The organism is Herbiconiux sp., assembly GCF_004297105.1.
Taxonomy (GTDB): Bacteria; Actinomycetota; Actinomycetes; order Actinomycetales; family Microbacteriaceae; genus Herbiconiux.
This window is the reverse complement of sequence record NZ_SCVE01000012.1, coordinates 711409-738380: the sequence shown is the minus strand read 5'-3', so window position 1 is coordinate 738380 and position 26972 is coordinate 711409. Positions and strand designations below refer to the sequence as shown.

Genomic DNA, 26972 nt, shown 5'->3' with positions numbered 1-26972 from the left:
GAGGCGGAGTCCGAACCGACCGCCCTACTGGGCCGCCACGGTGAGAGCGTCGCCGCCCGGAGCCAGCCCCACGAGCACCGTGTCGCCGTCGCGCACCGAACCTGCGAGCAGCGCGGTGGCCAACCGGTCGTCGATCTCGTGCTGCATGAGCCGCCGCAGCGGACGCGCACCGTAGATGGGATCGTAGCCGCGCTCGGCGAGCCAGCCCCGCGCATCCGGGGTGACCGCGAGGTGGAGGCGCCGCTGCTCGAGCCGGCGCGACAGCCGGTCGACGTAGAGCGACACGATCTGCGCGAGATCTTCTTCGGTGAGCGCCTGGAACACCACGATGTCGTCGAGCCGGTTCACGAACTCGGGCTTGAACGCCTGCCGAACCGCCGCCTGCACGAACTCCTCGCGCTGCTCGTTCGTGAGCGCGGGATCGACGAGGTACTGCGACCCCAGGTTCGACGTGAGGATGAGGATGGTGTTGCGGAAGTCGACCGTGCGCCCCTGCCCGTCGGTGAGCCGCCCGTCGTCGAGCACCTGCAGAAGCACGTCGAAGACTTCGGGATGCGCCTTCTCCACCTCGTCGAGCAGCACCACCGAATAGGGCCGGCGGCGCACCGCCTCGGTGAGCTGACCGCCCTGCTCGTACCCGATGTACCCGGGAGGGGCACCGAGCAACCGCGCAACGGAGTGCTTCTCGCCGTACTCCGACATGTCGATGCGCACGAGAGCACGCTCGTCGTCGAAGAGGAACTCGGCGAGCGCCTTCGCCAACTCGGTCTTGCCCACACCGGTGGGGCCGAGGAAGAGGAACGAACCCGTGGGGCGGTTCTCGTCGGCGATGCCGGCGCGCGACCGGCGCACGGCATCCGCCACGGCCCGCACGGCCGACTTCTGGCCGATGAGGCGGCGGCCGAGTTCACCCTCGAGATTCAGCAGCTTCTCGGTCTCGCCCTGGGTGAGACGATCGACCGGGATGCCCGTCCAGGCCGCGATGACCGCCGCGATGTCATCCGCGCCCACCTGATCGTTCACCATGCGCTGCTCGCCCTCGGCGGCCACCTCCGCGGCCTCCGCCTCGGCGAGGTCGCGCTCGATCACGGGGATCTCGCCGTACAACAGCCGCGACGCCTGCTCGAGGTCGCCCTCGCGCTGAGCGCGCTCGGCCCGCATGCGCGCGTTGTCGAGCTTCTCCTTGAGCGAACCGACCCGGTTGAGGGCTGCGCGCTCGCGATCCCAGCGCGCCTGCAACTCCTGGAGAACGGATGTGCGCTGCCGGAGCGTCTCGCGCAAGGTGGCGAGCCGCTCCTTCGACGCGTCGTCCTTCTCCTTCTTCAAGGCCAGCTCCTCCAGCTTGAGCCGGTCGACGCTGCGGCGCAGCTCATCGATCTCGACGGGCGCCGAGTCGATCTCCATGCGCAGTCGAGATGCGGCCTCGTCGATCAGGTCGATCGCCTTGTCGGGCAGCTGCCGCCCGGGGATGTAGCGATTGGAGAGGGATGCGGCCGCCACGAGCGCCGCATCCGCGATGGCCACCTTGTGGTGCGCCTCGTAGCGCTCCTTGAGGCCGCGCAGGATGGCGATGGTGTCTTCGACGGAGGGCTCACCCACGAACACCTGCTGGAAACGGCGTTCCATCGCCGCGTCCTTCTCGATGAACTCGCGGTACTCGTCGAGCGTGGTGGCGCCGATGAGGCGCAACTCACCGCGTGCGAGCATCGGCTTCAGCATGTTGGAGGCGGCCACCGAGCCCTCGCCGCCGCCCGCGCCCATGAGGGTGTGCAGCTCGTCGATGAAGGTGATGATCTGGCCGTCGGCGTCGTTGATCTCTTTGAGCACGGCCTTAAGCCGCTCCTCGAACTCGCCGCGGTACTTCGCACCGGCCACGAGGGCCGCGAGGTCGAGCGAGACGAGCTGCTTGCCCTTCAGCGAGTCGGCGACGTCGCCCGCCACGATGCGCTGGGCGAGGCCCTCGACCACAGCCGTCTTTCCGACACCGGGCTCACCGATGAGCACCGGGTTGTTCTTGGTGCGCCGGGTCAGCACCTGGCTGACACGACGGATCTCGGCGTCTCGGCCGATGACCGGGTCGAGCTTGCCGCTCGCCGCGATCTCAGTCAGGTTGACGCCGTACTGCTCGAGAGCGCTCTTCTGCTCGTCGCCGTTCTGGGGTCCCTGTTGAGCCATGGTCGTGGGAATTCACTTTCTGTTTCGGGGTGTTCAAACTTGAGTTGACCTGGCTCAAGTTTATCGCAAACCTCTATCCGAGCGCTAGTCATGGGCGTTCATCCATGTGGGCATGGTAAGAACGAGGTGTGCATGTCCTCACACCTCGTGTACGTCTCGCAGCTGGGATCGTAGGGTCGGTGTTCATCGCGCTGGGTTCGCTCGGCGTCGGTTGGCTCGGACCTGACTCCGTGCTGCGCTCTTGGCTGCTGTTCGACGTGCTCCGCAACTCCCGCGGAGGCGTGGGCATCTGCGCGATGCTCCTGGTGGTCGGCGCCGTTCTGCTGCTCGCCGCATGGCTGTCGCTCGGCCTCGATCTGCTCCGTTCGCGGTCGCGACCCGACGCCCCCGGCCGGCTCTCGCAGGTCGTCGTCTCCGCGCTCGCGTGGAGCGCGCCGCTCATCGTCGCCCTCCCCCTCTTCAGCCGCGACATGTTCGCCTATGTGGGCCAAGGCCGTCTCATGGCCGCCGGCCTCAACCCGTACACCACGGGGATGGCCGACCTGCCCGGCTGGTACGGCATCGGTGTCGACCCGCTCTGGGCCGACACGCAGACCCCCTACGGCCCCGTCTTCGTGTGGCTCGAAAAAGTCGTGGTCATGGCCACCGGCCCGCTTCCGACCGAGGTCGCGGTGCTCGCGTTCCGCCTCATCGCCGTCGCCGGCCTGGCGATGCTGGCCTACTACGCCTGGCGCATCGCCCGCCTCCGCGGTCTCGACCAGGCCGCCGTGCTCTGGATCATCGCGGCCAGCCCCCTCGTCTTGATGAACTTCGTCGTCGCCGGGCACAACGACTCGCTCATGCTCGGCCTCATCGTGGCGGGCACCTATTACGCGATGAAAGACCGGCCGATCCTCGGCACCGTCATCGTCGCGCTCGCCATCGGCGTCAAGCCCATCGCCATCATCGCTTTGCCGATCATCGGTCTCATCTGGGCCGGCCGCAACGCGGGCTGGGGTGTCATCATCCGTCGCTGGATCGCGGTCACCGCCATCGCCCTCGGCGGCATCGCCGTGCTGGGCTGGGGCATCGGTGTGGGCATCGGCTGGATCGGCGCGCTCGCCACCCCCGTCAGCATCTCCTCCTGGTACGCACCCACCAACATCCTCGGCATCAGCATCGGCGGTCTCGCCAACGGTGTCGGGCTCGACGGCGACATCGTGCAGACCGCCGTCAAACTCGGCATGCTGGCACTCGGATGTGCGGCGGCCGCCTACCTCCTCATCGCCAAGCGCCACGCCGACCCCATCTGGCTGCTCGCCGGATGCTTCGCCGTCGTGAGTCTCTCGTCGCCGGTGCTGCACCCCTGGTACGGCCTCTGGTTGATCACCCTGTTCGCGATCGCCGGTATCCGGCAGCTCTGGCAGTTGCGCGCGGTGGTCTACGCCACGGGTTTCTTCATGCTGATCGGGCTCGCGGAGCCGCTCGACATGATTCCCCGGCTCGACAGCTCGGCCTTCATCCCGGTCGCCGTGATCGCGACCGCCCTCGCGGGCGTGACGTTCGTGCTCGTGGCCACCGAGTTGGCCGTGCGCAGGCCCGTGGTGGCCGGGGTGCGGCTGCAACCGCGGTCGTTAGCGAGCTGAGCCCGCTCTTCCCGCCCGGCTCTCGACCCGCGATCAGCGCCGGGTCGACACCATCACGGTGAACTTGGCGTTGCGGTCAACCTGATTCGTGGGCCCCCACCGCTCGGTGCAGGGCGGCGCGGTACGACAGGTGCGAGTTGAACACCGTCCAGAGCTCACCGCCCGGCGCGAGCACGCGACCGGCCGCCGCGAACAGCTTGAGGGCGATGCCGGCGTGCACGGTCGAGCCCACGTGGAAGGGCGGATTCAGCAGCACCAGATCGGCGCACCCGTCGTCGAAGCCGCTGAGGGCGTCATCCTGCACCACCTCCACCGGTGTGGGGCGCACAGCCGGATCCGAGCCGTCGAGGCGGTTGGCCGCCATGGTGGCCCTGGCGGACTCCACGGCCGCGGCCGACTGGTCGGAGGCGATCACCCGCAGCGCGGGTCGCTGGCGGGCGAGCATCGCGGCGAGCACACCGGTGCCGCAGCCGAGGTCGATGGCCGTGCGGGCATCCGGCTTCATCTCAGGCAGGTGCGGAAGCAGGAAGCGGGTGCCGATGTCGAGCTTCGTGCCGGCGAAGGCATTGCCCGAGGCGCAGACCCAGAGGTCGAGGTCGGGATGGTGCTCCCGGCGATGCAGTGCGGGCCCGACGCCGTCGCGACGGCCCGACACCACGAGCACGCGCGACTTCTGCCGGGCGAGCGTGGGAACGACCTGGGCGAAGGATGCCCCGAACACCTCGTTCATGGCGGGAGTCATGTGCTTCACCCGCCCGCCGGCGTAGACCACCACGTCCGGGTCGGCCCAGGCCGCGATCGCTCGGGAGATGTCGTCGAGGGCGGCGAGGGTGCGGGGCAGCTGGAGGAGCACCACGGTGGCACCCTCGAGCAGTTCGCGGTCGAGCGGCAGGATGCGGAAACGGCCGCTCAGGTCTTCGCCGGTCACGCGTTTCGCATTGGCGGCGAGGGCGAGTTCGCTGGCGCGGGCATCCTGGTGCACGCGGATGCCATGGATGCCGAGTACCGCGGCCGCTCCGAGCGTGAGGGCACCGTAGTTGTCACCGATCACCACGACACGGCCGGGGTCACCGACCGTCTCCTCGAGTGCCTCCGACGCCTCATCGAGGATGAGCCGGTCGCTGGCGTCGACCGCGAAGAGGTTGTCGGCCTCGACGTCGGGATGCCGTCGCAGCGCGTCGAAGGAGAACTCTGTCACTCCTCAACCGTACGGGTTCATCGCGGCCACGCCCTCACCCGCGACGGGCACGGCGGTCATCAGATGCGGATCGGGGGAATCTCGGCGCTCGGGGCTTCGAGTGCCGGGGCAGTGGGGGACGGAATGTCGGCGGATGACCCGGCTGAAGCGGCCGCGCTGTGCCACACCTGCTCGGCGGCACCCTCCGAGTGCACGATGCGCTCCGCCTGTCTCGCGTTCAGGACGCGCGCCAGTGCGGGAGTCACGAGGGCGCCCACGAGCACCGGGATGAGGATGGTGACGACCACCGCGACCACGATCGACGGCTGGTACAACAGGCCGCTCCAGGTCACGATCACACCGAAGAGCACGGCCGCCACGGCGGCGGCCGTCGCGATCGCTCCCGTGACGATCGCCGCGCCGGTCGTGATGGCGAGCGACGCCCAGGTCACCGCACCGGCACGGCCCACGCGGTACGTCCGCGCGAGGAAATACGGCACCACCCAGGCAGCGATAAGAGTGCCGAGCGCGATGATTCCGAGGGAGATCATCGTCGCATCGCTGTAGTTTCCGTCGGCGAGGTAGCTCACGCCGATCGCCAGAGGAAACACACCGAGAACGACGCCCTCACCCACTCCGGCGAGACGGGCGCCACGCCGTGCGCGCGGGAGGAGCCGGAACCGCGGAGCCGGCGAACCGGCCCTTTGTCCGGCCGCTTCCTGAGGATTCGTCATCGCCCTAGGATGGGGCGTCTCCCGAGGAATGTCAATCTCTTCCGGGGCCCTGCCAGATGACGAGCTCGGTGCGGCGCTGGGTGCGGGTGCCGTGCTTCAGCGAGATGACCTCACCCTCCACGCCCGCGGCGAAGACGCGGCGGCCGGGACGGTTGAGCAGCTCGTCGGCCAGCGCGCCTTCGAGCTCGCGAACGCGGGCGCTCAGCTCCGACACCTGGTTCTCGAGCTGCAGGATGCGCGCGATGCCCTCGAGGGAGACACCCTCCGACGAGAGACGGGCCACCTCGCGCAACTGCACGACGTCGCGCATCGAGTAGCGGCGCGACTTGCCCGCGGTGCGGGTGGGGCTGACCAGCCCCAGGCGGTCGTACTGCCGGAGAGTCTGCGGGTGCATGCCCGCCAGTTCGGCCGCAACGGCGATCGCGAAGAGCGGGGAGTTCTCGTCGACGTCAGCCATCCGGATGCTCTCCTCTCCTGGGTCGACTTGCCTGTTGATGTGGGGTGAGGATGCGACTTGCCACAACGAGTGGCAAGTCGCACCCGTGTTCGCTATTCGCGGGCTTTCGCCAGCAGTTCGGTGCGGGGGTTCTCGGGGGGTTCCACCGCGTGGAAGGCCTCGAGCGCTTCACGCTGCTCGGCCGTCAGGTGCGACGGAACCGCCACCTGAACGACGGCGAGCAGATCGCCCTTGCCCTTCGACGACTCGACCCCGCGGCCCTTGACGCGCAGCACACGGCCAGAAGGCGTGCCCGCAGCGACCTTGAGCTTCACCGGAGCGCCGCCGAGCGTCGGCACCTCGATCGTGGCGCCGAGAGTGGCCTCCACGAAGGTGACCGGCACGTTCACGCGCAGGTTCAGGCCATCGCGCTCGAACACTGGATGCTTGCGCACCGACACCGTGAGGACGATGTCTCCGGCCTCGCCACCATCGGGCGACGGCTCGCCCTTGCCGCGCAGCTTGATCTTCTGCTGGTCGGCCACGCCGGCGGGGATCTTCACGGTGATCGGCTTGCCATCCGCCGTCTGGAGCTTGATGGTGTCGCCCTTCACCGCAGTGATGAAGTCGATGGTGGTGCGCGCCGTGACGTCGCGGCCCCTCGTGGGGCCGTACGCGCCGCCGAAGCCGGCACGACCCCCACGGCTGCCGCCGAACATCCCTCCCAGGATGTCGTCGAAGCCGCCGGGCGCCTGCTGGTAGCTGTAGCTCTGGCCACGGGCTCCGCCGCCGCCTCCGCCGAACATGCCGCCGAAGACGTCTTCGAAACCGCCGTTGCCGCCCTGACCACCCGAGGTGAAGCGCGCACCCGAACCCATGGCCCGGATCTGGTCGTACTCCTTGCGCTGCTCCGCATCGGAGAGCACCGAGTAGGCCTCGCTGATTTCCTTGAAGGTGGCCTCGGCCTTCGCGTCGCCCTGGTTCGAATCAGGATGATACTTGCGCGCCAGCTTGCGGTACGCCTTCTTCAGCTCCGCCTCAGAGATGTCTTTCGACACGCCGAGCACCTTGTAGAAGTCTTTGTCGAACCAGTCCTGGCTAGCCATTGGGCACCGCCACGACCACCTTGGCGGCGCGCAGCAGCGTGGAACCCAGGTAGTAGCCCGACTCGACCACATCGGCGATCGTGGGCGCGGTGACCTCGTCGGTCGGCTGCTGGAAGATCGCCTCGTGGATCTGCGGGTCGAACTCCTCGCCCTTCTCGGCGAAGGGCTTGAGCCCCACACGCTCCACGCCGGAGCGCAGCTTCGTCGCGATGGCCGTGAACGGGCCACCCTCCTCGAGGTCGCCGTGCTTCGCGGCCCGGTCGAGGTCGTCGAGCACCGGCAGCAGCACCTTCACGACGTCGCCGACCGCACGCTCGCGGTCGATCTCGCGGTTCGCCTCGGTGCGCTTGCGGTAGTTCGCGTACTCCGCGGTCACCCGCTGCAGATCGGCGAGCCGCTCGGCCGCCAGTTCGTCGGCGGATGACTGACCCGAGAGGAACGACAGGTCTGCATCGCTCAGCGAGGTCTCGACATCCGGTCCCTCAGCCTGGATGAAGGCCGAGTCGGGCGTCTCTTCTTCAGAGGCGCCCGACTCGTCATCAGGCTGACGACCGTTGGTGTTGTCGTCAGTCATGGATTACTTGTCCTTCGGCTCGTCTTCGTCTTCGACGACCTCGGCGTCGACCACGTCGTCGTCGGGGTTCGACGGCGTCGACTCGGTCGCCTCTTCGGCCGGGGCCGCGGCGTCTGCCTGAGCAGAAGCATAGATGGCCTGGCCCAGCTTCTGCTGGCTCTCGTTGAGCTTGTCGAACGCCGTCTTCACCGCGGCGTCGTCTTCACCCGCGAGAGCGGACTTGAGAGCGTCGACGTCGGCCTGCACCTCGGTCTTCACGTCGTCGGGCAGCTTGTCGGCGTTGTCCTTGATGAGCTTGTCGGTCGAGTACGCGAGCGTCTCGGCCTGGTTGCGCACCTCGGCCGCCTCGCGGCGCGACTTGTCTTCGGCCGCGTGCTCCTCGGCCTCACGCACCATGCGCTCGATGTCCTCCTTCGCGAGGGACGAACCACCCGTGATGGTCATCGACTGCTCCTTGCCGGTGCCCTTGTCCTTCGCGGACACGTGCACGATGCCGTTGGCGTCGATGTCGAAGGTGACCTCGACCTGCGGGATGCCACGGGGCGCCGGGGCGATGCCCGTCAGCTCGAAGGTACCGAGGTTCTTGTTGTCGCGGGTGAACTCGCGCTCGCCCTGGAACACCTGGATGGCCACCGACGGCTGGTTGTCGTCGGCGGTGGTGAAGGTCTCGCTGCGCTTCGTGGGGATGGCCGTGTTGCGCTCGATGAGCTTGGTCATGATGCCGCCCTTGGTCTCGATTCCGAGAGACAGAGGGGTGACGTCGATGAGCAGCACGTCTTTGCGCTCGCCACGGAGAACGCCGGCCTGAAGGGCGGCGCCGACGGCGACGACCTCATCCGGGTTCACGCCCTTGTTGGGCTCCTTGCCGCCGGTGAGCTTCTTCACGAGCTCCACCACGGCGGGCATGCGGGTCGAGCCGCCGACGAGCACCACGTGGGCGATGTCGTTGACCGACACGCCGGCCTCGGCGATCACGTCTTTGAAGGGCTTCTCGGTGCGGGCGAGCAGGTCGCTCGTGAGCTCCTCGAACTTGGCGCGGCTGAGCGTGACGTCGAGGTTGGCGGGGCCGTTCTCGGTGAGCGAGAGGTACGGCAGCGTGATGCTGGCCGACATGCCCGACGAGAGCTCCTTCTTGGCCTGCTCCGCGGCTTCCTTCAGACGCTGCTTGGCGATCTTGTCGTTCGCCACGTCGACACCGGTGGTGTCTTTGAACTGCTTGATCAGGTACTCGACGACCCGCTGGTCCCAGTCGTCTCCACCGAGGCGGTTGTCTCCGGAGGTGGCGCGCACCTGGATGGTCGAGAAGTCGTCGTCTTTGCCCACCTCGAGGAGGGAGACGTCGAACGTGCCGCCGCCGAGGTCGAAGACCAGGATCAGCTCGTCCTCCTTGCCCTTGTCGAGGCCGTAGGCGAGCGCGGCCGCGGTGGGCTCGTTGATGATGCGCAGCACGTTGAGGCCCGCGATCTCGCCGGCCTCCTTGGTGGCCTGGCGCTCGGAGTCGTTGAAGTAGGCGGGAACGGTGATGACCGCATCCGTGACCGTGTCTCCGAGGTAGGACTCGGCGTCGCGCTTCAGCTTCGCGAGGATGCGGGCCGAGATCTCCTGCGGGGTGTACTTCTTGCCGTCGATGTCGGCGGTCCAGGTGGTGCCGATGTGGCGCTTGACGCTGGAGATGGTGCGGTCGACGTTGGTGACGGCCTGCCGCTTGGCGGTCTCGCCGACGAGAACCTCGCCGTCCTTCGTGAATGCGACCACGGACGGTGTGGTGCGGAATCCCTCCGCGTTCGCGATGACGGTGGGCTCTCCACCTTCGAGAACGGCGACCACCGAGTTGGTGGTTCCGAGGTCGATGCCTACTGCACGAGCCATGTGGCTGTCTCCTTCTGATTGGTTCTGCTGAGCTGTTCGAAGCTTGTCAAGACTTGAGCCTTGTGACTGCAAGTTTTCCACTCGGCCTCGGCCGCGTCAAGTTCGTTCGTGAAAACTTGAGTCTGTATGGCTCAACTCTCAGCAGCCGCTCAGCATTCCCGCTCAGGTGCGCGTCACCACATCGGTCTGTCCGCGGGCAGGAACATGCACGAGTCGAACGCGACACTCCGCGGATCGGATGCTCGCGTCGTCGGGGTCCAGGGAGGATCCCGCAGCTGCGCCGATCGAGCATCCATAGTTCCTCCGATGCTTCTGGCGGAATGATCGATCCCCATGACATGCCCTATCTCGTGACCGACGGACGCCGGTGTGAAGTACTCGAGGCCCAGAGCGCTCACCTCGATCTCGCCGGACACCCATCGATTCGCCACACCCAACACGTGTTGCTCCTGGTCGATGTCGGCGCGAGCGATCCAGTTGCTCTCCCCGTCGCTCGGCGTGAAGGTGAAGCGGATCGTGGCCGGCGCGGAATCGGATGGCTGTCGAGGAACGATGTCTGAGGGATACGTCAGCGCGGAATCCTGCGAGATGACGGCGTAGTGGTACTGGTCGATCGCGTTGAGGATTGCCGCCTGTGCCGCCGCAAGCATGTCGGCCGAGATCTCGTAGGTGATCTGCGACGTGCCGGGAGGGCCGTTCCCGACCGGCGGCAGCCAGTCCACGCCAGTCATCAGACCGGCATGCGACGAGAGAACGGAACGGGCGCGACAGCTCTCCTTCGCCGTGAGCGCCTCGCGATCGAGCTGCGCCTGCACTTTCGTGGTGGCAAGAGCGAGACGCTCCTTGACTCGGTCGTCGCCGGTCAACTCGATGCCCTTCGCGATCCGGGCCTTGAATTCGTCGACGATGGCATACGGGTCGTAGTTCTTCAGTTCGAAGAACGACCGTGCGTCGATGTTGAGATTGAGGCTCAACGGGTCTTCGACGGTCTCGAAATACGAGCTGCGCGCGGCGGAGGTGTCGTACTGCAGCACCATGTAGGTGGTCCACTCACCGCCCATGCAGTACTGCTTCTCCACCCGACCCGGCGTATCCGTCTCAAGCACGCGAGGCTGCAGGCCTCGCCCGGATTCGCACGCATCCGCGAACACCGGGGTAGTCCCCGTGAGCACGCACGACGCGCTGAGCAGCACAGCGAAGGTCGCCGCGCACGCACGCACGCCGGCGCCCCTGGCCATGCGCATCATTCCCTCGAATCCGTCGGTCAGGTGTGCGCTTCGTCTTCTTCTCTTCCGCATCGCGGCACTCACTGTGGGCGGATCGCCGGAGTGAACATACATGCATCAAACGCTTCGCCACGCACATCCAGTGGGCCCGATTCCGGAGACCAGACCGGCCTCGGGGTCGAACCACCGAACACGACAGTGTCCATGGTGCCGAAGTCACCTCCGGGAAGATGCTCGAGGCCCATGACGTGGCCGATCTCGTGACCGATAAGCCAGGGTGTGATCACGTTCATCCATTGACTGTTGATGTCGATTCGGCCCGTTCCCCATCGATGATCCGCATCAGCGTAGGTCACCGGGCGAGTCTCGGCGAGGGTCAACCTATCACCGACTCTCGGAATGGCGCGAGAGCTGAAGGTGATCGTCGCCGGTCGCGGGTCTGTTGGGTCGCGGGGCACGATGTCTTCGGGGTAGGCCAAGGCAGAGTCCTGGGACGTTACAGCGAAATGGTATTGATCGATGGCGTTCAGAATCGCGACCTTGGCGCGGTCGCTGAGCGTCGAGTCCATCTCATACGTGATGCGCGACACACCGTCAGTGGTAACGCCCCGCGGAGTCCGCCAGAACCCCCTCGCGAGAGCACCCTTGCTGTAGAGCAAGGGACGAGCCGTGCACGATCTCACCCTGTCGATGTCCTGACGCATGAGCAGCGCTTGGACCTTCGCGCTCGCCAGGTCCAACCGTGCGGCCGCCCGTTCGTCGGTGGTCAGTTCGATACCCTTCGCGAGCCTCTCTCTGAACGCCGTGACGATCGCGTAAGGGTCATAGTTCTTCAGTTCGAAGAACGACCGTGCGTCGATGTTGAGGTTCAGGCTCAACGGATCTTCGACGGTCTCGAAATACGAGCTGCTCGCGGCGGAGGTGTCGTACTGCAGCACCATGTAGGTGGTCCACTCACCGCCCATGCAGTACTGCTTCTCCACCCGACCCGGCGTATCCGTCTCAAGCACGCGAGGCTGCAGGCCTCGCCCCGAACTGCATGCCTCCGCGAGCGCAGGGCCGCTCGGCAGCAGAGTCGATACGAGCAGAGTGAGGGCGACGAATCCGACGAGAGCGCTCGCCTGCCTGCTTTTGCCGCCGACAGTCCGGCGGCGCCGCTCAGCCCACATGGATCGTCACCGTAGCCACGTTCGTGCGCGACCCGGCATCCGGGCCGGCGCCGCCCACGACATAGCGGAACGAAGTCGTGCCGTGGAATCCGAATTCAGGGACGAAGCGGAAAGCGCCCGTGGCGTCATCCATCGCGAGTGTTCCGTGGAGCGGAGGAGCACCCTCCTGGATGCGCCAAGTCGAGCGGTCGGTCGGGAAGACATCGTTCGCGAGCACTCCGCGCTCGGCGGGGACGTCGAGCGTCGCGCCGACCGCAGTCGTGTAGGAGTCATCCGTCGCGGTCGGCGGGGCCGCGACGACCACCGTGATCGAGCTCGGATCGCTGACCCGGAGATAGTGGTCCACGGTAGCGACGGCGATGCTGTCGTCGCCGCGGTAGGCGGCATCCGGGGTGTACGTGAGAGTTCCCCCCGCTCCAACAGTCACAGTTCCGTGAGCCGCGGTGGCCCGAAGGACGAGCCCGGGAGCGAGGCACTGCACGTCGCGCAAAGTCGTCTTCACTCCTGCGATGACCGGTGTCGCCGCGGCAGGCTGCGTGCATGCCGGTGGCGTCGGCCGCACAGCGACTGAAGCACTCGTGGTGGTGGCCAGCCCATTCACGGACGCCGTGATCGACGCGGAGTTCGCGTTCAGATGCGTGTTCGTGTTGTTCATCGACAGGGAGAAGGTCACAACATCTCCAGTGGCCACCGCGGGATTCGTGTAGGTCACGAGGCCCGCGGCTTCGTCTTTCGCCCGTGTCCAGCCGGATGGGACCACGGCTTCCGCTGCCAGTGCGAACTGCGTGAGATCGAGGACCAGCTCGGCCGAGCCTGCCGATTGCGCCGTCACGGAGATCGCGTAGGAGACGCCGGTCTGACCAGGCGTCACCGATGCCACACCGAAACCACTGGTCGCGGTGGTGCGCGCCGGTGCGCCGAGGGCGGGAAGTGCCGTGATACGTGTCTCGTAGTCGACGGTCTCGCGAGGCCTCGTCTCGAGCACACGTTGCAGTCCTGCCGGAACGTGGAGGTGCGCGTTGAACGCGTCCGCGTCGGCGGTGAATGCACGCACCGGCTCGGTGTGGCCGTCTGGCTCGCCTCCGTCGACGTACAGCGGGAGCCATGCAGTGGCCGTGCCATACGGATTGCCCGGTGCCGGCGGCGTGCGGTCGATGACGGTGATGCCGGTGATGCCCCGAAGATCTCCAGCCAGCGACGCGAAGGCCACCTGGCTGCCATCCGCGGTGGTCGGAGTGCGGCCATCGGCGATCGAGTCGCCACCTGGCGTGGTCGATTCGTGCAGGAAGGCTTCCACGCTGTGATTGCCCGGATCTTGATCAGTTCGTTTCGCCGAGATCGGCACGACGTCGCGTGGGCGGGAATCCGGAGTCAGGCGCACCTGGTAGACATCCAGCGCGCTGTTCGCGTCGATGAAGTTCTGGCAGCCGACGCAGTCGCCGTGGATCTCCACGAGCGGCGACATCGACGTCAGCACGGCGCTGAGACCGTCCGCGGCAAGACTGATGCGAGTGGTCGACACCCACGGCTCGAACCAGTGGCGGGTTCGCACGACCGATGGGGAAAATCCGTGCGAGTCGGGCTGTTCCGGCTGCGCTTCGTCGATCATGGCCAGGGAGACGCGGCGCGTCGCGCCGGCTCCGAAGTCGCGTACGTAGGCATCCGTCATCTGATTGGCGGTCTTGGGGAGTTCGTCGGGCCCGAGCAGATTCGTGGCACCGGAGATGAAGCCGACCTTCTGCCCATCGGCCGAGATGGTCGGGAGGTAGGAATTGCCATCGACGGCGGGCACGGTGCCATCGGCTACAGGGGCCGCAGGGCTCACCACCTCGACCGTGTCGGCTTCGGCATCCCAGCGATAGATTCCGCTCCAGGAGCCCGGCTCGTCATCCGGCGACGCCGTCGGGGTGGCGGTCGAGGCTGAATCAGGCAGAGGATCGGGTTCGGCCGGTGCTGCAGTGAAGGCGACGAAGCGGCCGTCGCCGGAGAGCACCGGCTCGCCCGCGACCATCGCGGTGGCCGTGGCACCGTCGACCATCGGAATGCCCGCGGATACATTGCGGATGTCGCCCGACTCCCGGTCGAACAGCTCGATCGTCGGTTCGTCGGTCGTGGCTGCGCCCACGTTGTTCACGCCCCGCTGGGTCGAGGTGAAGACCACCCGGCTTCCGTCGGCCGAGACCATCGCATCTTTGTTGACCGCGAAGGGCTCCTCGTCGGACGACGCAGGGGCGGGTGTCGGCGAGGGCGTCGGCGTCGGCGACGGCGACGCAGTCGGTGTGGGTGTCGGCATCACTGGGGCCGGAGAAACAGGTGTGGCAGACGGGGTCGGTATCGGTGATGGTGTAGGCGTCGGTGTCGGTGATGGCGTGGACGAAGGCGAGGGCGTCGGGGTGACGGGCGGTGGCACGGCCCCGCGCGGCGTCGAGACTCGAATGACCTCTCCCGTCGACATGTCCGCCAGTGCGATTTGCAACGAGCCGCGCTGCTCGGGATCGTCGGCGAAGACGCCGACGTCGGTGGTCTGAAAAGCGATCCAGTTGCCGTCATCGGAGATGGAGGCGTTGTACGACGCGCCTATGGGGGCGTCTGGTCGCTGCCGACGCGAAACGAGCACGACGCTGCCGTCAGCCGTATCGCGGCGGTACACGTGCCGCTGATCGCCTGTGGCGTCGTAGGTGAGCAACTCGTCGGACTCGAAGACCGTGTAGTGCCCGTCTCCCGAGAAGGATTGGCCCATTCCCACCGCGGTGAGAGCAGGGCCAGGGGCTTCGAACACAGGTCGGAGAACGGCGAAGGCAGGAGCCGCGGGTGACGGCGACTGAGGTGTCGGAACGGCGGACGCAGCCGACAGGCCGCTGCCGGCCACCGCTCCGACACAGAGGATCGCAGTGAGCGCGATGGAATACTTCATGGATAACGGGTCCTTCGAGACAGCAGGGTAGTTACTGAATAATTCTCAGTAATATACGTACTGCTGATTCAGGACTCAAGCGGCGAGCGCAAAACCCCCTGACTTCACAGAAAGCCGGGGGGGGAGGCGGCGCGGAATAACGCCGGCGCCCTCCCTGACGTTTCGCGCCCGTCATGACGGGCGCGAAACGTCAGGGAGGGCGCGTCGCGGGTGGGACGGAGTCAGGCGGCCGGGCCCGCGATCAGGGTGACCGTGGCCGAGGTGGTGGCGCCCGCAGCGGTGGTCCAGGCCAGGGTGACGGTCTCGCCCGGTTCCATGGTGGCGAGCAGAGCCGAGAGCGCCGCGCCGGATGCCACGGCCGTGCCGTTCACGGAGGTGATGGTGTCGCCCGCCGCGAGGCCCGCATCCGCTGCCGGGGTTCCGGCGATCACGCCGGCGATCAGGGCACCGGAGCTCGAGGTTCCCGCGGATGTGCCGGAGGAACGCGATCCGTACCCGTACCCGTACGCAGAACCCGAAGCGCCCGCCGAGCCCGCGGTACCCGTGATGCTCTGCGCCACCGACACCCCGAGGAAGCCCGGGTAGCCGATCTCGATGGTCTCGGTGTCGACGCCCTGCTCGATCTGCGCCACGATGTCGAGCGCCGTGTTGATGGGGATGGCGAACCCGGTGACCTGCGCCGAGCCCGACGAGGCAGCGGTGTCGATGCCGACGACATCGCCCGAGGCGTCCTTCAACGGCCCGCCCGAGTCGCCCGAGACGATGTCGGCGTTCACCTGGATGAGGCCCTCGAGCGTCTCGCCCGACACGCCGTACTCACTCTGGGTGGTGATGGTCTGGTCGAGCGCGGTCACGGTTCCGGATGCGGCCACGAGGTCGCCGGTGCCCTCCGCGTTGCCGACCGCGGTCACGGCCTGGCCGGTGGTGACCGAGTCGCTGTCGCCGAGGGAGGCGGTGGTGAGGCCGCTCGCATCCTGCAGCTGCAGCACCGCGATGTCGTGCGTGGCGTCGGTACCCACGACGGTGGCGGTGTAGGTGGCGCCCGTGAGCTCATCCGTGACCTCGATGGCGGTGGAGCCCTCCACCACGTGGTTGTTGGTGAGGATGAGGCCATCAGAGGTGAGGATGATGCCCGTGCCGGCCGACTGCGCACTCTGGTAGGTGAGGTCGGAGACGATCGTGACCACGCCCGCGGTCTGCTCCGCGGTCGCCGCGACGGCTTCTGACGCCGTTCCGGTTCCGCCGGTCGCAGTGGAGGAGCCGCCGCTCGACCCCCCGCGCCCGTAGAGGTTGCCGTAGCCGTAGCTCGAGCTGCCCGATCCGGAGCCATACGGCAGAACGCCACCGTCGACCACGGCCGTCGCCGAGCCCGAGGCATCGGCGGCGGCCGTCGCCGAACCCGTCTCCTGGTTCGCGTACGCCGCAGTACCGATGACGAGGGCCGTGGCGATGCCGAACGCACCGAGAGCGCCGACCAGTCCGAGTCGTCGTCGTCGGGCCGACCGGCGGCCGCCTGCGGGTGGAGTCGTGGGTGTCGCCCGGAACACGACCGGGCCCTCCGGTGTGTGGGCGATCACGAGGCCGCTGCGGGCTGCCTCGTCGACGGTGTTCTGGGGTTCGCGGCTCTCCGGGCTGTTCGTCATGACCACATCTCAGCCGCCGCGCCAGAGGGTGCGCTGTGCCCGGGCTATGACTCGGCTATGACCTGCAACCCGCTGTTCACCGTCGGCCACTACTGTGGCTGCATGACCGACGGCGTGATACCCCACGACACTGCTCTTCCGGCCGTCGGCCCCAAGGGCCGGCACGTTCTGGCCTGGGGCTTGTGGGACTGGGGTTCCGCCTCCTTCAACGCCGTGATCACCACTTTCGTGTTCACCGTCTACCTCACGAGCGACTCGTTCGGGGGCGAGACGACGGTGTCAGCGCAACTCGGAATCGCCATGACCATCGCCGGGGTGCTCGTGGCGCTGCTCGCGCCGATCACGGGCCAGCGCTCCGATCGCGGCGGCCGGCGCAAGCTCTGGCTGGCGGTCAACACCTACATCGTCGTGGCGCTGTCGGCGCTGATGTTCTTCGTCGCACCGGATGCCTCCTACCTCTGGCTCGGGTTGTTCCTCCTCGCGGCGGGCACCGTGTTCTTCGAGTTCGCGAGCGTGAACTACAACGCCATGATCTGGCAGGTGTCGACCCCGAAGACCATCGGCAAGGTCTCGGGATTCGGCTGGGGCATGGGATACGTGGGCGGTATCGTGCTTCTGCTCATCGTGTACTTCGGCTTCATCAATCCCATCGGCGGAACCGCCCTGTTCGGCGTGCCGTCGACCGATGGCCTGCCCGTGCGGGTGACCGTGCTCGCGTCGGCCATCTGGTTCGGCATCTTCGCGCTGCCCGTGCTGCTGTCGGTGCCGGAGTACCGCTCGGCGAAGGAGAGCGGGGTCCCGAAGGCGAAGCGGGTCGGGTTCCTCGAGTCGTACCGCATCCTCTTCCGCGACATCCGCAGCCTCTACCGCGAGAGCCGGCAGACCCTCTACTTCCTCATTGCGAGCGCCGTGTTCCGCGACGGGCTCACCGGCGTCTTCACGTTCGGCGGCGTGCTCGCCGCCGGATCGTTCGGCTTCTCGTCGGGTGAGGTGATCATCTTCGCCATCGCCGCCAACGTCGTGGCCGGGGCATCCACGATCCTGGTGGGCCTGCTCGACGACCGCTTCGGGGCGAAGCCCGTGATCGTCACCTCGCTCGTCGGGCTCGTGATCTGCGGCACCGTGATCTTCGTGCTGCACGACAGCGGCCAGACCGTGTTCTGGGTGTTCGCCCTCGCCCTGGCCGCCTTCGTCGGCCCGGCGCAGGCGGCCAGCCGTTCGTTCCTGGCGCGGCGCATCCCTGCGGGTCGGGACGGCGAGATCTTCGGCCTCTACGCCACGACCGGCAAGGCGGCCACCTTCCTCTCCCCGCTCATGTTCACCCTCTTCATCTCGATCGGGGTCGCCGTGCTCGGGCCGGGCGCGAACGCCCAGTACTGGGGAATCCTGGGCATCGTGCTGGTGCTGCTCGTGGGTCTGCTCCTGATGATCCCGGTGAAGTCGACGATCGACACCGCCGAGCGCGAGCCCCAGCCGGCCGGCCGCTGACGCGCGGCGATCAGGCTGCGAGGGTGCCCAGCCAGAGGCCGAGAGTGGCCAGGGCGACGGATGCGACGAGCATCCCGAACCCGTTGGTGAGTGCCGCGCGGTAGCGCCCGGTCTGGAGCAGTCGCACCGTCTCGAAGCTGGCCGTGCTGAAGGTGGTGTAGCCGCCGAGGAACCCGGTGCCCAGCACGAGCAACCACTCGGTCGACACGACGTGCGACAGCGCGAACCCGGTGAGGAGCCCGAGCAGGAACGACCCGCTCACGTTGATCAGCATCACGCCCACCGGGAACGACGAGCGGATGCGCGCACGCACCACGCCGTCGACGAAGAAGCGGGTCGCGGCACCGAGACCACCGGCCCCGGCCGCAGCCAGGAAGAGCAGTGGCGTCATCGTGCACTCCCGGGTGAGCCGTGTTCGGGGCGGGCACCGGGGCGGCGTGCGGAGTGGGCACCGAGCGCGATGCCGGCCCAGCTCGCGAGGGCACCGAGCAGAACGGTGGCGACGCCGTAGACGAGGGCGATGAGGAGTCCGCCGTCGGTCAGCAGCTCGGCGCTGTCGGCCGAGAGTGCACTGTAGGTCGTGAAGCCGCCGAGCACGCCCGTGCCGACGAGGAGCCGGGTGATGCGGCGAGCGCCGACATCCGGTCCGCGGAGGGCCAGGCGCTCGAGCAGGAGCCCCAGCACGAAGGCACCGACGATGTTGATGCCGAAGATGGCGAGGGGGAACGAGCCGTCGGTCGTGGCCACGAACCGGTCCACGATCTGGGTCACCCCGATCCGTGCGGCGGTTCCCACCATGCCTCCGGCCGCCACGAGGGCCAGGAAGCCGAGCCGCAGGTGCAACGGGCGAGCCCGAGCCGACGCGGAGCCGGGCGCGGAATAGTCGGAGTCGCTGTCGAGCGGGAGCTCGGCTTTGTGATCGCCCGCGTCCATGCCACCCTTTCGGTCGAATCCGCGGCCCGCCGGTCGGCGGGTTCGTGAAGCCTCGTTCAGCCTAATCAGCCCCGCGGCCCCGCGCGGACACGACGGTGGGCGCCGAATCGCATAAGAAAACGGCCCCTCATCGACACTATGGCGCTGAAGGTGCTGTTTCTTATGCGATTCGGTGCCCGCGGAGCGCGGTCAGTCGCCCTCGCGCTCCGATTCCGGCGCGCGAGGCTCGGCCGGCGGCGCCTCAGGGGTGGCCGCCGGCCGGCGACGCGCCACCAGGAGCGCTGCCACCAGCACGACCGCGAGCACGCCCGCAGCCGAGACGATGCCCACCCAGACGAGCGGAGTGACACCGCCGCCCGAGGAGCCCGAGGCGGCACCGGTGTCCGCCGCGGCGGTCCCGGTGTCCGCCGCGGCGGTCCCGGTCGACGCGGGCGTGGCCGTCGCCGTCGGTGCTGCCGTCACGGTGGCGGTGCCGGTGGGCGCGAGGGTCGCATCCGGGGTCGGCACGGCGAGCGGGCCTTCGTAGTCGAAGGTGTACTGACCCGAGACCGGGTGCCCGTCTGACGAGACGGTCTGCCAGAGCACCTGGTGCACCCCCACAGCCGTCGGCGCCACCGGCACCGACAGGGTGGCATCGACGATCGCGACCGGGCCCGTGGCGATGTTCGCCCCGCTGGGATCCCGCACCTCGATCGCGATGGCGGCGGCCCCGTCGGCCAGCGGTGCCGAGTTGAAGGTGAGCGACACCGTGTCGAGCGCGTCGGTCACCACGGCGTCGGCCGCCGGGTTCGTCGACTCGAGGAAGTCGTGGGCGGATGCACGATCCGGCGCCCCCACGAGACCCGCGACACCACCGAGTCCGCCGAGCACTCCGCCCGCCACCGCGGCGAGCACGGCGGCGCCGATCAGCGCCCCGCGACGACGCGAACCGACGCGACTCACTTCGATTCCTCCATGGAGCCCGGCGCCTCGCCGGCCGGAGACGACCGGCGTCGGGTGGATGTCACGACGGCCACGATCAGTGCGGCCGCTCCGAGCACGAAGCCGCCGATGCCGAGGCCCAGGGCGAGCGAACTCGTCGCGGCCGCATCGGCAGCGACCGAGGCCGCCGGCGCCGAAGCCGACTCCGATCCGGAACCCGCACCCGCTGCATCCGTCGGCGTCACCGATGCGGAGCCCGCATCCTCATCCGCCGGCGGGGCCTCGTTGATGTAGAGAGTGGGCGCCGGATGCTCCGGCTCCTCCCCCGAGGCAGGCGTCGGCTCGTTCCAGTCCACCACCGAGCCGTCGGAGTAGATCTGGTGCACTGGCAGCACGATGCTGCCGACATCCGGGATCGGGCCCGCCGAGATCGGGAACAGCTGGTACTGCCCGTCGGCGATGCCGCTCCCGGCGTCGGCCGTCCAGGTGACACTCACCGCCGCCTCCGTGATGGTGGCGTCACCGACCGTCACGGGAGCGGGCAGCGCCGCCGTCGTGACGACGGCCGTCCAACCCGGAACCGGCTGGTAGGCCACGTAGGTGAGCGGGGTGTCGGTGGGCAGGTCGACCACGACAGACGTGGTCGAGGCGGTCGCCGACTCGTTCGGCACCTTGAAGGTCAGGGTGCTGTAGCCGCCGGGCGCGGCCTGCCCCGGGTCGACGTGCACGTGCGCCGACGCGGAGAGCGGTGCGGCGAGCACGAGAGCGAAGGCTGCGAGGGTGACTGCGGTGGCTGCGGCGCCGGTTCTTCCGGCGCGCGCGAAGGTGTTCTTCTGCATGGATGGTCCTCAGGTTGATGATCGATGGGTCGAAGCTGCGCAGAGCGGCGCCGGCCCGACCGGAGATCAGACCGAGGAGAACGCCGCCTGCGGAACAGGAGGACCGCGGTGTCGCAGTCGCGCGAACACGATCCCGCACTCCGCCAATCGATCGACCGCGTGCACACGGGCGGACTCGAGGGCGAGGCGCACCGCGGCGCGGAGTCGTGCCCGCACCTCCCGTGCGGCGACCGGCACGACCAGCGCGACGGCAGCGGCGAAACGGATCCGCGCCGCACGAAGGCCACCCTGAAGAGGAGTGCGTGCGAGCGTGAGCAGGTGCCGCAGCATCCGCTCGCCGCGGTGCAGCAGAGCGATGGTGGCGACGGCGGCCACGGCGTGCGCAACCCACATCCATCCCGAGTCGTGCAGGTGCGACGAGGTGGGAACGGAGACAGCGGATGCGGCGAGCGCCTGGGCTCCTCCCCCGGTCCCCCCGTGGTGCCCGGCGTGTTCGAGGGAGGCAAACGAGCCGGCGGCCATCGATCCCCCGTTCCCCACTTCGAACAGCAGATGGAACGCGAACTGACTCACCACCACCGACACGGCGAGCAACGGCAGAGACAGGGAGCGACGGGTGAGCAGAACGCACACGACCGCCGAGAAGGCCAGGGCGAGGGCGAGGCCGGCCCCTCCTGGAGCGCCTCCCCCAGCCGCGGCGTGCGAGAAGCCGGCCACGAAGGTGGCGATGCCGGCCGCGGCGAGACCGCGCGCGACGCGCATCCCTCTGCCGTTCATCCCGGTCCCTCCGACGGGCGACTCACCGTCGCCGCGTCCAGCCTAGAGGCCGGGCGCACGCCTGAAGAAAACCTGCACGAGCGCTTCGCACTGTTGCACACCGGTTGTCAACCCCCACGCACCCCATTTTGGGGGACACGCATTAGATAGCTAGTCTGTCGAACGACCGGGATGTCGAATAAGTCGGAGTAGCAACGGAGATGAACATGTCAGCCTCAGCAGCAACGACAACCGCCCCCCAGATCGACGATGCCGAGCCCCTGGCGCGGCTCAGTGACATCCGTGGGGCATCGGAAGACCCCGTGAAGGACTACCTCCGGCAGATCGGCCGCACGGCACTGCTGACCGCCGAGGACGAGGTCGACCTCGGCCGCCGCATCGAGGTAGGAGTGCTGGCCGACGAGAAGCTCGCCGAGAACGGCGACCTCGAGCCCTCGCTCCGCCGTGAGCTGCAGTGGCTGGCTCGCGACGGCAAAGCGGCGAAGCGGATGCTCATCCAGGCCAACCTGCGCCTGGTGGTCTCGATCGCCAAGCGCTACCTCGAACGCGGCCTCCCGTTCCTCGACCTGATCCAGGAGGGCAACATCGGTCTCGTGCGCGCGGTCGAGAAGTTCGACTACCAGGCCGGGTTCAAGTTCTCGACCTACGGCTCGTGGTGGATCAAGCAGTCGATCAACCGGGCGCTGGCCGACAGCGGCCGCATCATCCGCATCCCCGTGCACACCTCGGAGAAGATCTCATCGATCACGCGCATGCAGCGCCGGCTCATGATCGAGCTCGGCCGCGAGCCCTCCATCGACGAGGTGGCCTCGGCCGTCGACCTGCCGCCCAAGAAGGTGCAGGAACTCATCCGTCACGGGCGCGACACGGTGTCGATCCACACGCCCGTCGGAGACGACGATGCCGAACTGGGTGACCTCATCGAGGACACCACACAGGCTCAGCCCTTCGATGCGGCAGCCGCATCGCTGCAGCATCACGACCTCGAGGTGGCACTGGCCACGCTCCCCCCGCGCGAGTCGCGGGTGGTGTGCATGCGCTTCGGGCTCGATGGAGCAGACCCCATGTCGTTCGACCAGATCGGCGAGGTGCTCGGGGTGTCGCGTGAGCGTGCACGGCAGATCCAGCGCCGGGCTCTCGGCATGCTGCGCGACGAGTCGCTGCACGACTATCTCATCGCCTGATCCGCTCCTTTTCACGGCGTTCACAGCGGGAGCCGCCCTTCGGGGTGGCTCCCGCTTTTTGAAGGCGGGCAGTCAAGCGACATGTGCGACCTGTCTGATCTTTACTCACTTTCTGATATCGTTGTCGTATGTCGTTACACAGGCCACCCCCCGCCTTTGCGCAGGTCCAGGCGGACGGTCAGCGACGGTCCCGGCTTCGTATGCTCACCTCGATTGCGGTCTTGGGGGGAGCCGCGCTCCTGGGACCAATAGCGGCTCTCATCGCCGCCCTATCCGGGGGCCCAGGGGTCGCACCTCTGTTGATCGGCATTGCAACTCTCAGTCTGGCGTTGGTGTTCGTAGCACCCTATCTGCGCCCCAATCCGGCATTGCGAATTGTGCAGCGGGCCGCCATGGTGTGTGGATGGTTGGCGCTGCTGGCTATTGCAGGCCTCTACGTGTGGCCGCGGTGACCTGTCCTGGAGATGCGGGGTGACGAGTCACAACGAGAGCGCACTGCTGCTCAGCCTTGCGTCCGCATGGGACTTGAATTGGCCCGGCATCGAGCCGATCGGTCACCAGCTTCGACACGCATTTCCCGACCGATGGTCTCGATTCCACAGTCTCCCTTTGGCGAAGCGCTACGCCGACAATTCTCATGAGTGGTCGGAGCTTTTGGCGCGTCATCGCGCACTCCTCTTGTGTCTCACGAACAGCACCACCCGCACGCCCCTCACCCTGATCGCCTGCGACTGGGATCCACCCGACTTGGGCGCAGGCGAGGCTCCAAGCATCATCCCCAATGCGTCCTTCTGGCGCCGGGCTCGCGTCCTCTCGGACGCCGCAACGGGCGAAGACAGTGGCGCCGACTCCTTCTGGGTTGCTTGGTATCCATCTGTCGAATCGCTCACCCCTTTGCTGGCGCATTGCGCAGAAGAAGAGGCGGACGTCGTCATAGTCGACGAGACGCTCAGCTGGATCTACCACCCCTATCCCGGTGGTGTCGACGTCATCGCCGCAACCGGTGCCATTCGGGACGACCTGCGTGGGAGATTTGCTCACTGGCGACCCCTCGGATGACGCGGGAGCCGCCCTTCGGGGTGGCTCCCGCTTTTTGTGCGCCTGCATGGAAACTACTTAGCCGACTACCTAGGCACTACTGAGATCACTGCGGTATTCGGCCCACGAACGGGGGTGGAGGGTTGACCGATACAGGTGTTGAAGAGTGGGGTGGAGACAATCTGACGCGAAGTGCGTCCGGTCGTGCCGTGGACGGATCGAGCAATCGGGCCGTGAGCGCTCGAGACAGGCGAGGAGGTGATGGTGATGGAGGAGTCGATTCAGGACGGCGTCCCGGCGGCCGCGGTGTCGCCGCATCCTTCTTCACGCCTGATCCGGATCGGTCTGGGCGTGGTGGGGGTCACGGCCGGCTGGTTGCTCGCGTCGGCCTTCCTCGGCGGGGCTGCGGCGCACGCGGATGATTCCACGCCACCCCTCGGGGGTCTGCTCGGCGGTGTGGGACAGGTCGTCGGGGGTGTCGGCGACTCGCTTGGGTCAGTCACCGGCGGGGCGTCGGATGTGGTCTCGGGGGTCTCAGAACAGGTCGTGACCCCGGCGGTCGAGCAGGTCGTGGCTCCCGTGGTCGACGTTCTTCCGGAACCGGTGTCCGAGCCGGTCGCCGAGGTCGTGGACGTGGTGCCCGACGTCGTCGACACGGTCTCGGATGTCGTCGCATCCGATCCGGTCAGCTCCGTCGTGACCCCTGTGGCCGACGCGGCCGACGGTGTGGTCGCGGCACTTCCGGTCGTGCCCGGCATCGTCGGCGGCGCTCCTGTGGGAACCCTCACCGACCCCCTCGGCCACGCGGTCGACACGACGCTCGGCGGGGTCGTCGACGGCGTCGTCTCCCCCGTCGTCGGGGCGGTCACAGGTCCGGTCGTTCAGGCCGGCGGAGGCGCCGGAGAACCCGGATTCCCGGGGATCGAGCTTCCTGGCGGGGTCGTCCCCGGCGGGTCGTCCGGTGGCCTCGTGGCCGCCCTCGCAACCGCATCCGGCGGCACTGTGCCGACCGTGACCGCGGATGTTCCGCCCTCAGTTCCCGCCGCATCCGGCGGGCGGTTCGCGGGCGACTCCTCGGCGACCGGCGGCGGTTCTGCCGGCATCTCCACGGCTGCATCCGGGTTCTCGCCCGGCACTCCGGCCGGGGCGCCTTTTGCGCCCGGTGGCCCGTTCGGGCCTGCCGGCGGTGGAACGCCGGCATCCGGCTCCACCGGTGCTGCCGGAGGAGCGTCGGGTTCGGGCGGCGGGGTCTCTGCCGCCTCGGATGTGGGGGGTTCGGTGTTCTTCGCCGCCGCCGCGCTGACCGGCTCTGCTTCTTCTGTCGACGACGATCTGCCGTCGTCCCCGGTCTTCGAGACCGACACCTCTCCTGACTGAGTGAGGCCCTCGCCGCGCGTGTGTTCGCGGCAGACGGGCTCTTCCTCGCCGTGCGATCTGCACCGCGTGGTTACTTACTCATTCGTTTGGAGAGTTGTACATCATGAACAAATTCGTTTCGCGAGGGCTGTGGACAGTCCTCATCACCGGGGGCCTGTGCGCGCTCGGTGCCGGTGTCGCCCAGGCGGCAGACACCTCCGGTGGTGACAGCGTCGGAGGCGGGAACCAGGCCATCGTGCAGGTGAACCTCCCGATCGACCTGTCGGGCAACGCGGTCGCCGGTCTCGGCGACGCCAGCACCGCTGGTTCGACCACCGAGACCGCGCCTGCCCCGGCCCCGGAGCCTGCTCCGGCACCGGTCGAGGTGTCGACCTCGGGTGTCGATTCCGTGCTCGGAGGCACCCAGGCGATCGTCGACGTGAGCGTGCCGGTCACCGTGTCCGGCAACGCGATCAGTGTCGTGGGCGATTCCGAGTCCACCGACTCGGCCGCCGGCACCGAGCCCGCCCCCGCTGACCCCGCCCCTGCGGCAGACGCGCCGGCGGCTCCGGTCACCAGTGGCGAGGACAGCATCCTCGGCGGCACCCAGGCGCCGATCGACGTGTCCGTTCCCGTGACGGTCGGTGGCAACGCCATCTCGGTCATCGGCGACAGCGTCTCGGATGGCTCCACCACCGAGACGACGACCGGCTCCGGCACCGCGCCGACGACGGGCACCGCGCCCACCACCACCGGCGACGACAGCGTCGCGGGCGGCAACCAGGTGCTCCCTGAGGTCACCGCCCCGATCACCGTCGGAGGCAACGGCATCTCCGTGATCGGCGACGCCACATCCACCGACTCCGACGTCACCACCACCACCGGCAACGGCACCGGCACCACCGGAACCGGGGCGACCACCACCGGAGACGACAGCGTCGCCGGCGGAAACCAGGTCGCCCTCCCCGTGACGGCCCCCGTCACCGTCGGAGGCAACGGCATCTCCGTGATCGGCGACGCCACATCCACCGACTCCGACGTCACCACCACCACCGGCAACGGCACCGGCACCGGCGGAACCGGGGCGACCACCACCGGAGGCGACAGCATCGCCGGCGGCAACCAGCTCATCCCCGGTGTGGTTCTTCCTGTCACCGTGGGTGGCAACGCGATCAGCGGGGTCGGCGACGCCGACACCACCGGCTCCACCATCGTCACCGAGACCGGTGGCAGCGCAGGTGGCCCCGCCACGAACGGCGGCGGATCGATCGGTGGCGGCAACCAGATCATCCCGATCCTGGACCTGCCTGTCACGGTCGGAGGAAACGCGGTCTGCCTGATCGGCGACTGCACCACCACAACCTCCACCGTCACCCCGGTCGATCCGACGGACCCGACCGATCCCACGGATCCCACGGACCCGACCGACCCCACGGACCCGACCGACCCGGGAACGCCGACCGACCCCGGCACCCCGACCACGCCGAGCACCCCGGTGACCCCGGGCACCTCGACACCGGCCGGCTTCACCACCGCCAGCATTACCGGCACTAGCACCGGCACGGGAACCGGTAACGGCAGTCTCGCCCTCACCGGGCAGGGAAACCCCCTCCCCCTGATCGCCGGCATCGCCCTGATGCTCCTCTTCGGAATCGGACTCATCGCCCGCAGCCGCCGAACCACGGCACTTCCCACCAAGGAGTAGCGGCGGCGCACGCACCGGCAGTCCACCGCTGAGCGGGGCAGCCCCACCCGGGGTCGCCCCGCTTCAGCATGCCCGAAACCTTC

General features: G+C 68.2%; 22 protein-coding genes. 6 read left to right on the top strand and 16 right to left on the bottom strand.

Annotated features, from left to right (window positions below; translation table 11 throughout):
- Positions 1-24: 24 nt before the first annotated feature.
- The gene (locus EPO52_RS09885) at positions 25-2175 is read right to left on the bottom strand and encodes an AAA family ATPase (protein WP_290805422.1); all 2151 of its coding nucleotides are present in this window, start codon (positions 2173-2175) and stop codon (positions 25-27) included.
- 128 nt (positions 2176-2303) lie between these two features.
- Here EPO52_RS09885 and mptB point away from each other — a divergent pair, with 128 nt between their 5' ends.
- A complete protein-coding gene (mptB, locus tag EPO52_RS09880) occupies positions 2304-3800 on the top strand; it encodes a polyprenol phosphomannose-dependent alpha 1,6 mannosyltransferase MptB (RefSeq protein WP_290805419.1) in 1497 nt (498 codons plus the stop codon).
- A 76-nt stretch (positions 3801-3876) separates the two neighbouring features.
- On the opposite strand, the gene EPO52_RS09875 is transcribed toward mptB, so the two are convergent.
- From EPO52_RS09875 to EPO52_RS09830, 10 genes are all read right to left on the bottom strand, one after another.
- Positions 3877-4998 (bottom strand): methyltransferase, encoded by a 1122-nt coding sequence (locus tag EPO52_RS09875; RefSeq protein WP_363339907.1) that lies wholly within the window; start codon positions 4996-4998, stop codon positions 3877-3879.
- Between the two features lie 59 nt (positions 4999-5057).
- On the bottom strand, positions 5058-5711 hold the full coding sequence (locus tag EPO52_RS09870; RefSeq protein ID WP_290805416.1) for a hypothetical protein: 654 nt from the start codon (positions 5709-5711) through the stop codon (positions 5058-5060).
- A 31-nt stretch (positions 5712-5742) separates the two neighbouring features.
- Positions 5743-6168, bottom strand: coding sequence for a MerR family transcriptional regulator (locus EPO52_RS09865; protein WP_290805413.1), 426 nt, complete (start codon positions 6166-6168; stop codon positions 5743-5745).
- A 92-nt stretch (positions 6169-6260) separates the two neighbouring features.
- A complete protein-coding gene (locus EPO52_RS09860; RefSeq protein ID WP_290805410.1) occupies positions 6261-7253 on the bottom strand; it encodes a DnaJ C-terminal domain-containing protein in 993 nt (330 codons plus the stop codon).
- On the bottom strand, positions 7246-7827 hold the full coding sequence (locus EPO52_RS09855) for a nucleotide exchange factor GrpE (RefSeq protein WP_290805408.1): 582 nt from the start codon (positions 7825-7827) through the stop codon (positions 7246-7248). Before EPO52_RS09855 ends, EPO52_RS09860 begins: the two co-directional genes overlap by 8 nt.
- Positions 7828-7830: 3 nt before the next feature.
- A complete protein-coding gene (gene dnaK / locus EPO52_RS09850) occupies positions 7831-9696 on the bottom strand; it encodes a molecular chaperone DnaK (RefSeq protein ID WP_290805405.1) in 1866 nt (621 codons plus the stop codon).
- A gap of 173 nt (positions 9697-9869) precedes the next feature.
- Positions 9870-10934, bottom strand: a complete 1065-nt coding sequence (locus EPO52_RS09845; RefSeq protein ID WP_290805402.1) for a hypothetical protein — start codon at positions 10932-10934, stop codon at positions 9870-9872.
- 68 nt (positions 10935-11002) lie between these two features.
- The gene (locus EPO52_RS09840; protein WP_290805399.1) at positions 11003-11905 is read right to left on the bottom strand and encodes a hypothetical protein; all 903 of its coding nucleotides are present in this window, start codon (positions 11903-11905) and stop codon (positions 11003-11005) included.
- A gap of 175 nt (positions 11906-12080) precedes the next feature.
- Complete coding sequence (locus EPO52_RS09835) at positions 12081-15005, bottom strand: Ig-like domain-containing protein (protein WP_290805396.1); 2925 nt, start codon at positions 15003-15005, stop codon at positions 12081-12083.
- Between the two features lie 221 nt (positions 15006-15226).
- Positions 15227-16648 carry a trypsin-like peptidase domain-containing protein gene (locus EPO52_RS09830; protein WP_290805393.1) on the bottom strand — a complete coding sequence of 474 codons (1422 nt, stop codon included), beginning with the start codon at positions 16646-16648 and terminating at the stop codon, positions 15227-15229.
- Positions 16649-16750: 102 nt separating this feature from the next.
- Here EPO52_RS09830 and EPO52_RS09825 point away from each other — a divergent pair, with 102 nt between their 5' ends.
- Positions 16751-18136 (top strand): MFS transporter, encoded by a 1386-nt coding sequence (locus tag EPO52_RS09825; RefSeq protein ID WP_290805390.1) that lies wholly within the window; start codon positions 16751-16753, stop codon positions 18134-18136.
- Positions 18137-18146: 10 nt separating this feature from the next.
- Here EPO52_RS09825 and crcB read toward each other — a convergent pair whose 3' ends face one another.
- The 5 genes from crcB to EPO52_RS09800 form a co-directional block, all read right to left on the bottom strand.
- On the bottom strand, positions 18147-18527 hold the full coding sequence (gene crcB / locus EPO52_RS09820; RefSeq protein WP_290805387.1) for a fluoride efflux transporter CrcB: 381 nt from the start codon (positions 18525-18527) through the stop codon (positions 18147-18149).
- Positions 18524-19069 (bottom strand): CrcB family protein, encoded by a 546-nt coding sequence (locus tag EPO52_RS09815; protein ID WP_290805385.1) that lies wholly within the window; start codon positions 19067-19069, stop codon positions 18524-18526. The genes crcB and EPO52_RS09815 overlap by 4 nt, the downstream gene beginning before the upstream one ends.
- 189 nt (positions 19070-19258) lie before the next feature.
- A complete protein-coding gene (locus EPO52_RS09810; protein ID WP_290805383.1) occupies positions 19259-20011 on the bottom strand; it encodes a copper resistance CopC family protein in 753 nt (250 codons plus the stop codon).
- On the bottom strand, positions 20008-20829 hold the full coding sequence (locus EPO52_RS09805) for a YcnI family protein (protein WP_290805381.1): 822 nt from the start codon (positions 20827-20829) through the stop codon (positions 20008-20010). Before EPO52_RS09805 ends, EPO52_RS09810 begins: the two co-directional genes overlap by 4 nt.
- Before the next feature lie 66 nt (positions 20830-20895).
- Positions 20896-21606, bottom strand: a complete 711-nt coding sequence (locus EPO52_RS09800; RefSeq protein ID WP_290805379.1) for a hypothetical protein — start codon at positions 21604-21606, stop codon at positions 20896-20898.
- Positions 21607-21812: 206 nt separating this feature from the next.
- On the opposite strand from EPO52_RS09800, the gene EPO52_RS09795 reads away from it, so the two are divergent.
- The 4 genes from EPO52_RS09795 (at position 21813) to EPO52_RS09780 (ending at position 26889) form a co-directional block, all read left to right on the top strand.
- A complete protein-coding gene (locus tag EPO52_RS09795; protein ID WP_290805377.1) occupies positions 21813-22790 on the top strand; it encodes a sigma-70 family RNA polymerase sigma factor in 978 nt (325 codons plus the stop codon).
- Between the two features lie 609 nt (positions 22791-23399).
- The gene (locus tag EPO52_RS09790; protein WP_290805374.1) at positions 23400-23849 is read left to right on the top strand and encodes a hypothetical protein; all 450 of its coding nucleotides are present in this window, start codon (positions 23400-23402) and stop codon (positions 23847-23849) included.
- A gap of 246 nt (positions 23850-24095) precedes the next feature.
- A complete protein-coding gene (locus EPO52_RS09785) occupies positions 24096-25205 on the top strand; it encodes a hypothetical protein (RefSeq protein ID WP_290805371.1) in 1110 nt (369 codons plus the stop codon).
- A gap of 103 nt (positions 25206-25308) precedes the next feature.
- Entirely contained in the window at positions 25309-26889 is a 1581-nt protein-coding gene (locus tag EPO52_RS09780) for a chaplin family protein (protein ID WP_290805369.1), read from the top strand.
- The last annotated feature ends 83 nt before the right edge of the window (positions 26890-26972 follow it).

What these genes read in the sequence shown, in the direction of transcription:
- EPO52_RS09885 (WP_290805422.1), bottom strand. Translation starts at nt 2,175, where the DNA reads ATGGCTCAACAGGGACCCCAGAACGGCGACGAGCAGAAGAGCGCTCTC.
- EPO52_RS09870 (WP_290805416.1), bottom strand. Translation starts at nt 5,711, where the DNA reads ATGACGAATCCTCAGGAAGCGGCCGGACAAAGGGCCGGTTCGCCGGCT.
- EPO52_RS09865 (WP_290805413.1), bottom strand. Translation starts at nt 6,168, where the DNA reads ATGGCTGACGTCGACGAGAACTCCCCGCTCTTCGCGATCGCCGTTGCG.
- EPO52_RS09860 (WP_290805410.1), bottom strand. Translation starts at nt 7,253, where the DNA reads ATGGCTAGCCAGGACTGGTTCGACAAAGACTTCTACAAGGTGCTCGGC.
- EPO52_RS09855 (WP_290805408.1), bottom strand. Translation starts at nt 7,827, where the DNA reads ATGACTGACGACAACACCAACGGTCGTCAGCCTGATGACGAGTCGGGC.
- dnaK (WP_290805405.1), bottom strand. Translation starts at nt 9,696, where the DNA reads ATGGCTCGTGCAGTAGGCATCGACCTCGGAACCACCAACTCGGTGGTC.
- EPO52_RS09845 (WP_290805402.1), bottom strand. Translation starts at nt 10,934, where the DNA reads ATGGCCAGGGGCGCCGGCGTGCGTGCGTGCGCGGCGACCTTCGCTGTG.
- EPO52_RS09835 (WP_290805396.1), bottom strand. Translation starts at nt 15,005, where the DNA reads ATGAAGTATTCCATCGCGCTCACTGCGATCCTCTGTGTCGGAGCGGTG.
- EPO52_RS09830 (WP_290805393.1), bottom strand. Translation starts at nt 16,648, where the DNA reads ATGACGAACAGCCCGGAGAGCCGCGAACCCCAGAACACCGTCGACGAG.
- EPO52_RS09825 (WP_290805390.1), top strand. Translation starts at nt 16,751, where the DNA reads ATGACCGACGGCGTGATACCCCACGACACTGCTCTTCCGGCCGTCGGC.
- crcB (WP_290805387.1), bottom strand. Translation starts at nt 18,527, where the DNA reads ATGACGCCACTGCTCTTCCTGGCTGCGGCCGGGGCCGGTGGTCTCGGT.
- EPO52_RS09815 (WP_290805385.1), bottom strand. Translation starts at nt 19,069, where the DNA reads ATGGACGCGGGCGATCACAAAGCCGAGCTCCCGCTCGACAGCGACTCC.
- EPO52_RS09805 (WP_290805381.1), bottom strand. Translation starts at nt 20,829, where the DNA reads ATGCAGAAGAACACCTTCGCGCGCGCCGGAAGAACCGGCGCCGCAGCC.
- EPO52_RS09800 (WP_290805379.1), bottom strand. Translation starts at nt 21,606, where the DNA reads ATGAACGGCAGAGGGATGCGCGTCGCGCGCGGTCTCGCCGCGGCCGGC.
- EPO52_RS09795 (WP_290805377.1), top strand. Translation starts at nt 21,813, where the DNA reads ATGTCAGCCTCAGCAGCAACGACAACCGCCCCCCAGATCGACGATGCC.
- EPO52_RS09785 (WP_290805371.1), top strand. Translation starts at nt 24,096, where the DNA reads ATGGAGGAGTCGATTCAGGACGGCGTCCCGGCGGCCGCGGTGTCGCCG.
- EPO52_RS09780 (WP_290805369.1), top strand. Translation starts at nt 25,309, where the DNA reads ATGAACAAATTCGTTTCGCGAGGGCTGTGGACAGTCCTCATCACCGGG.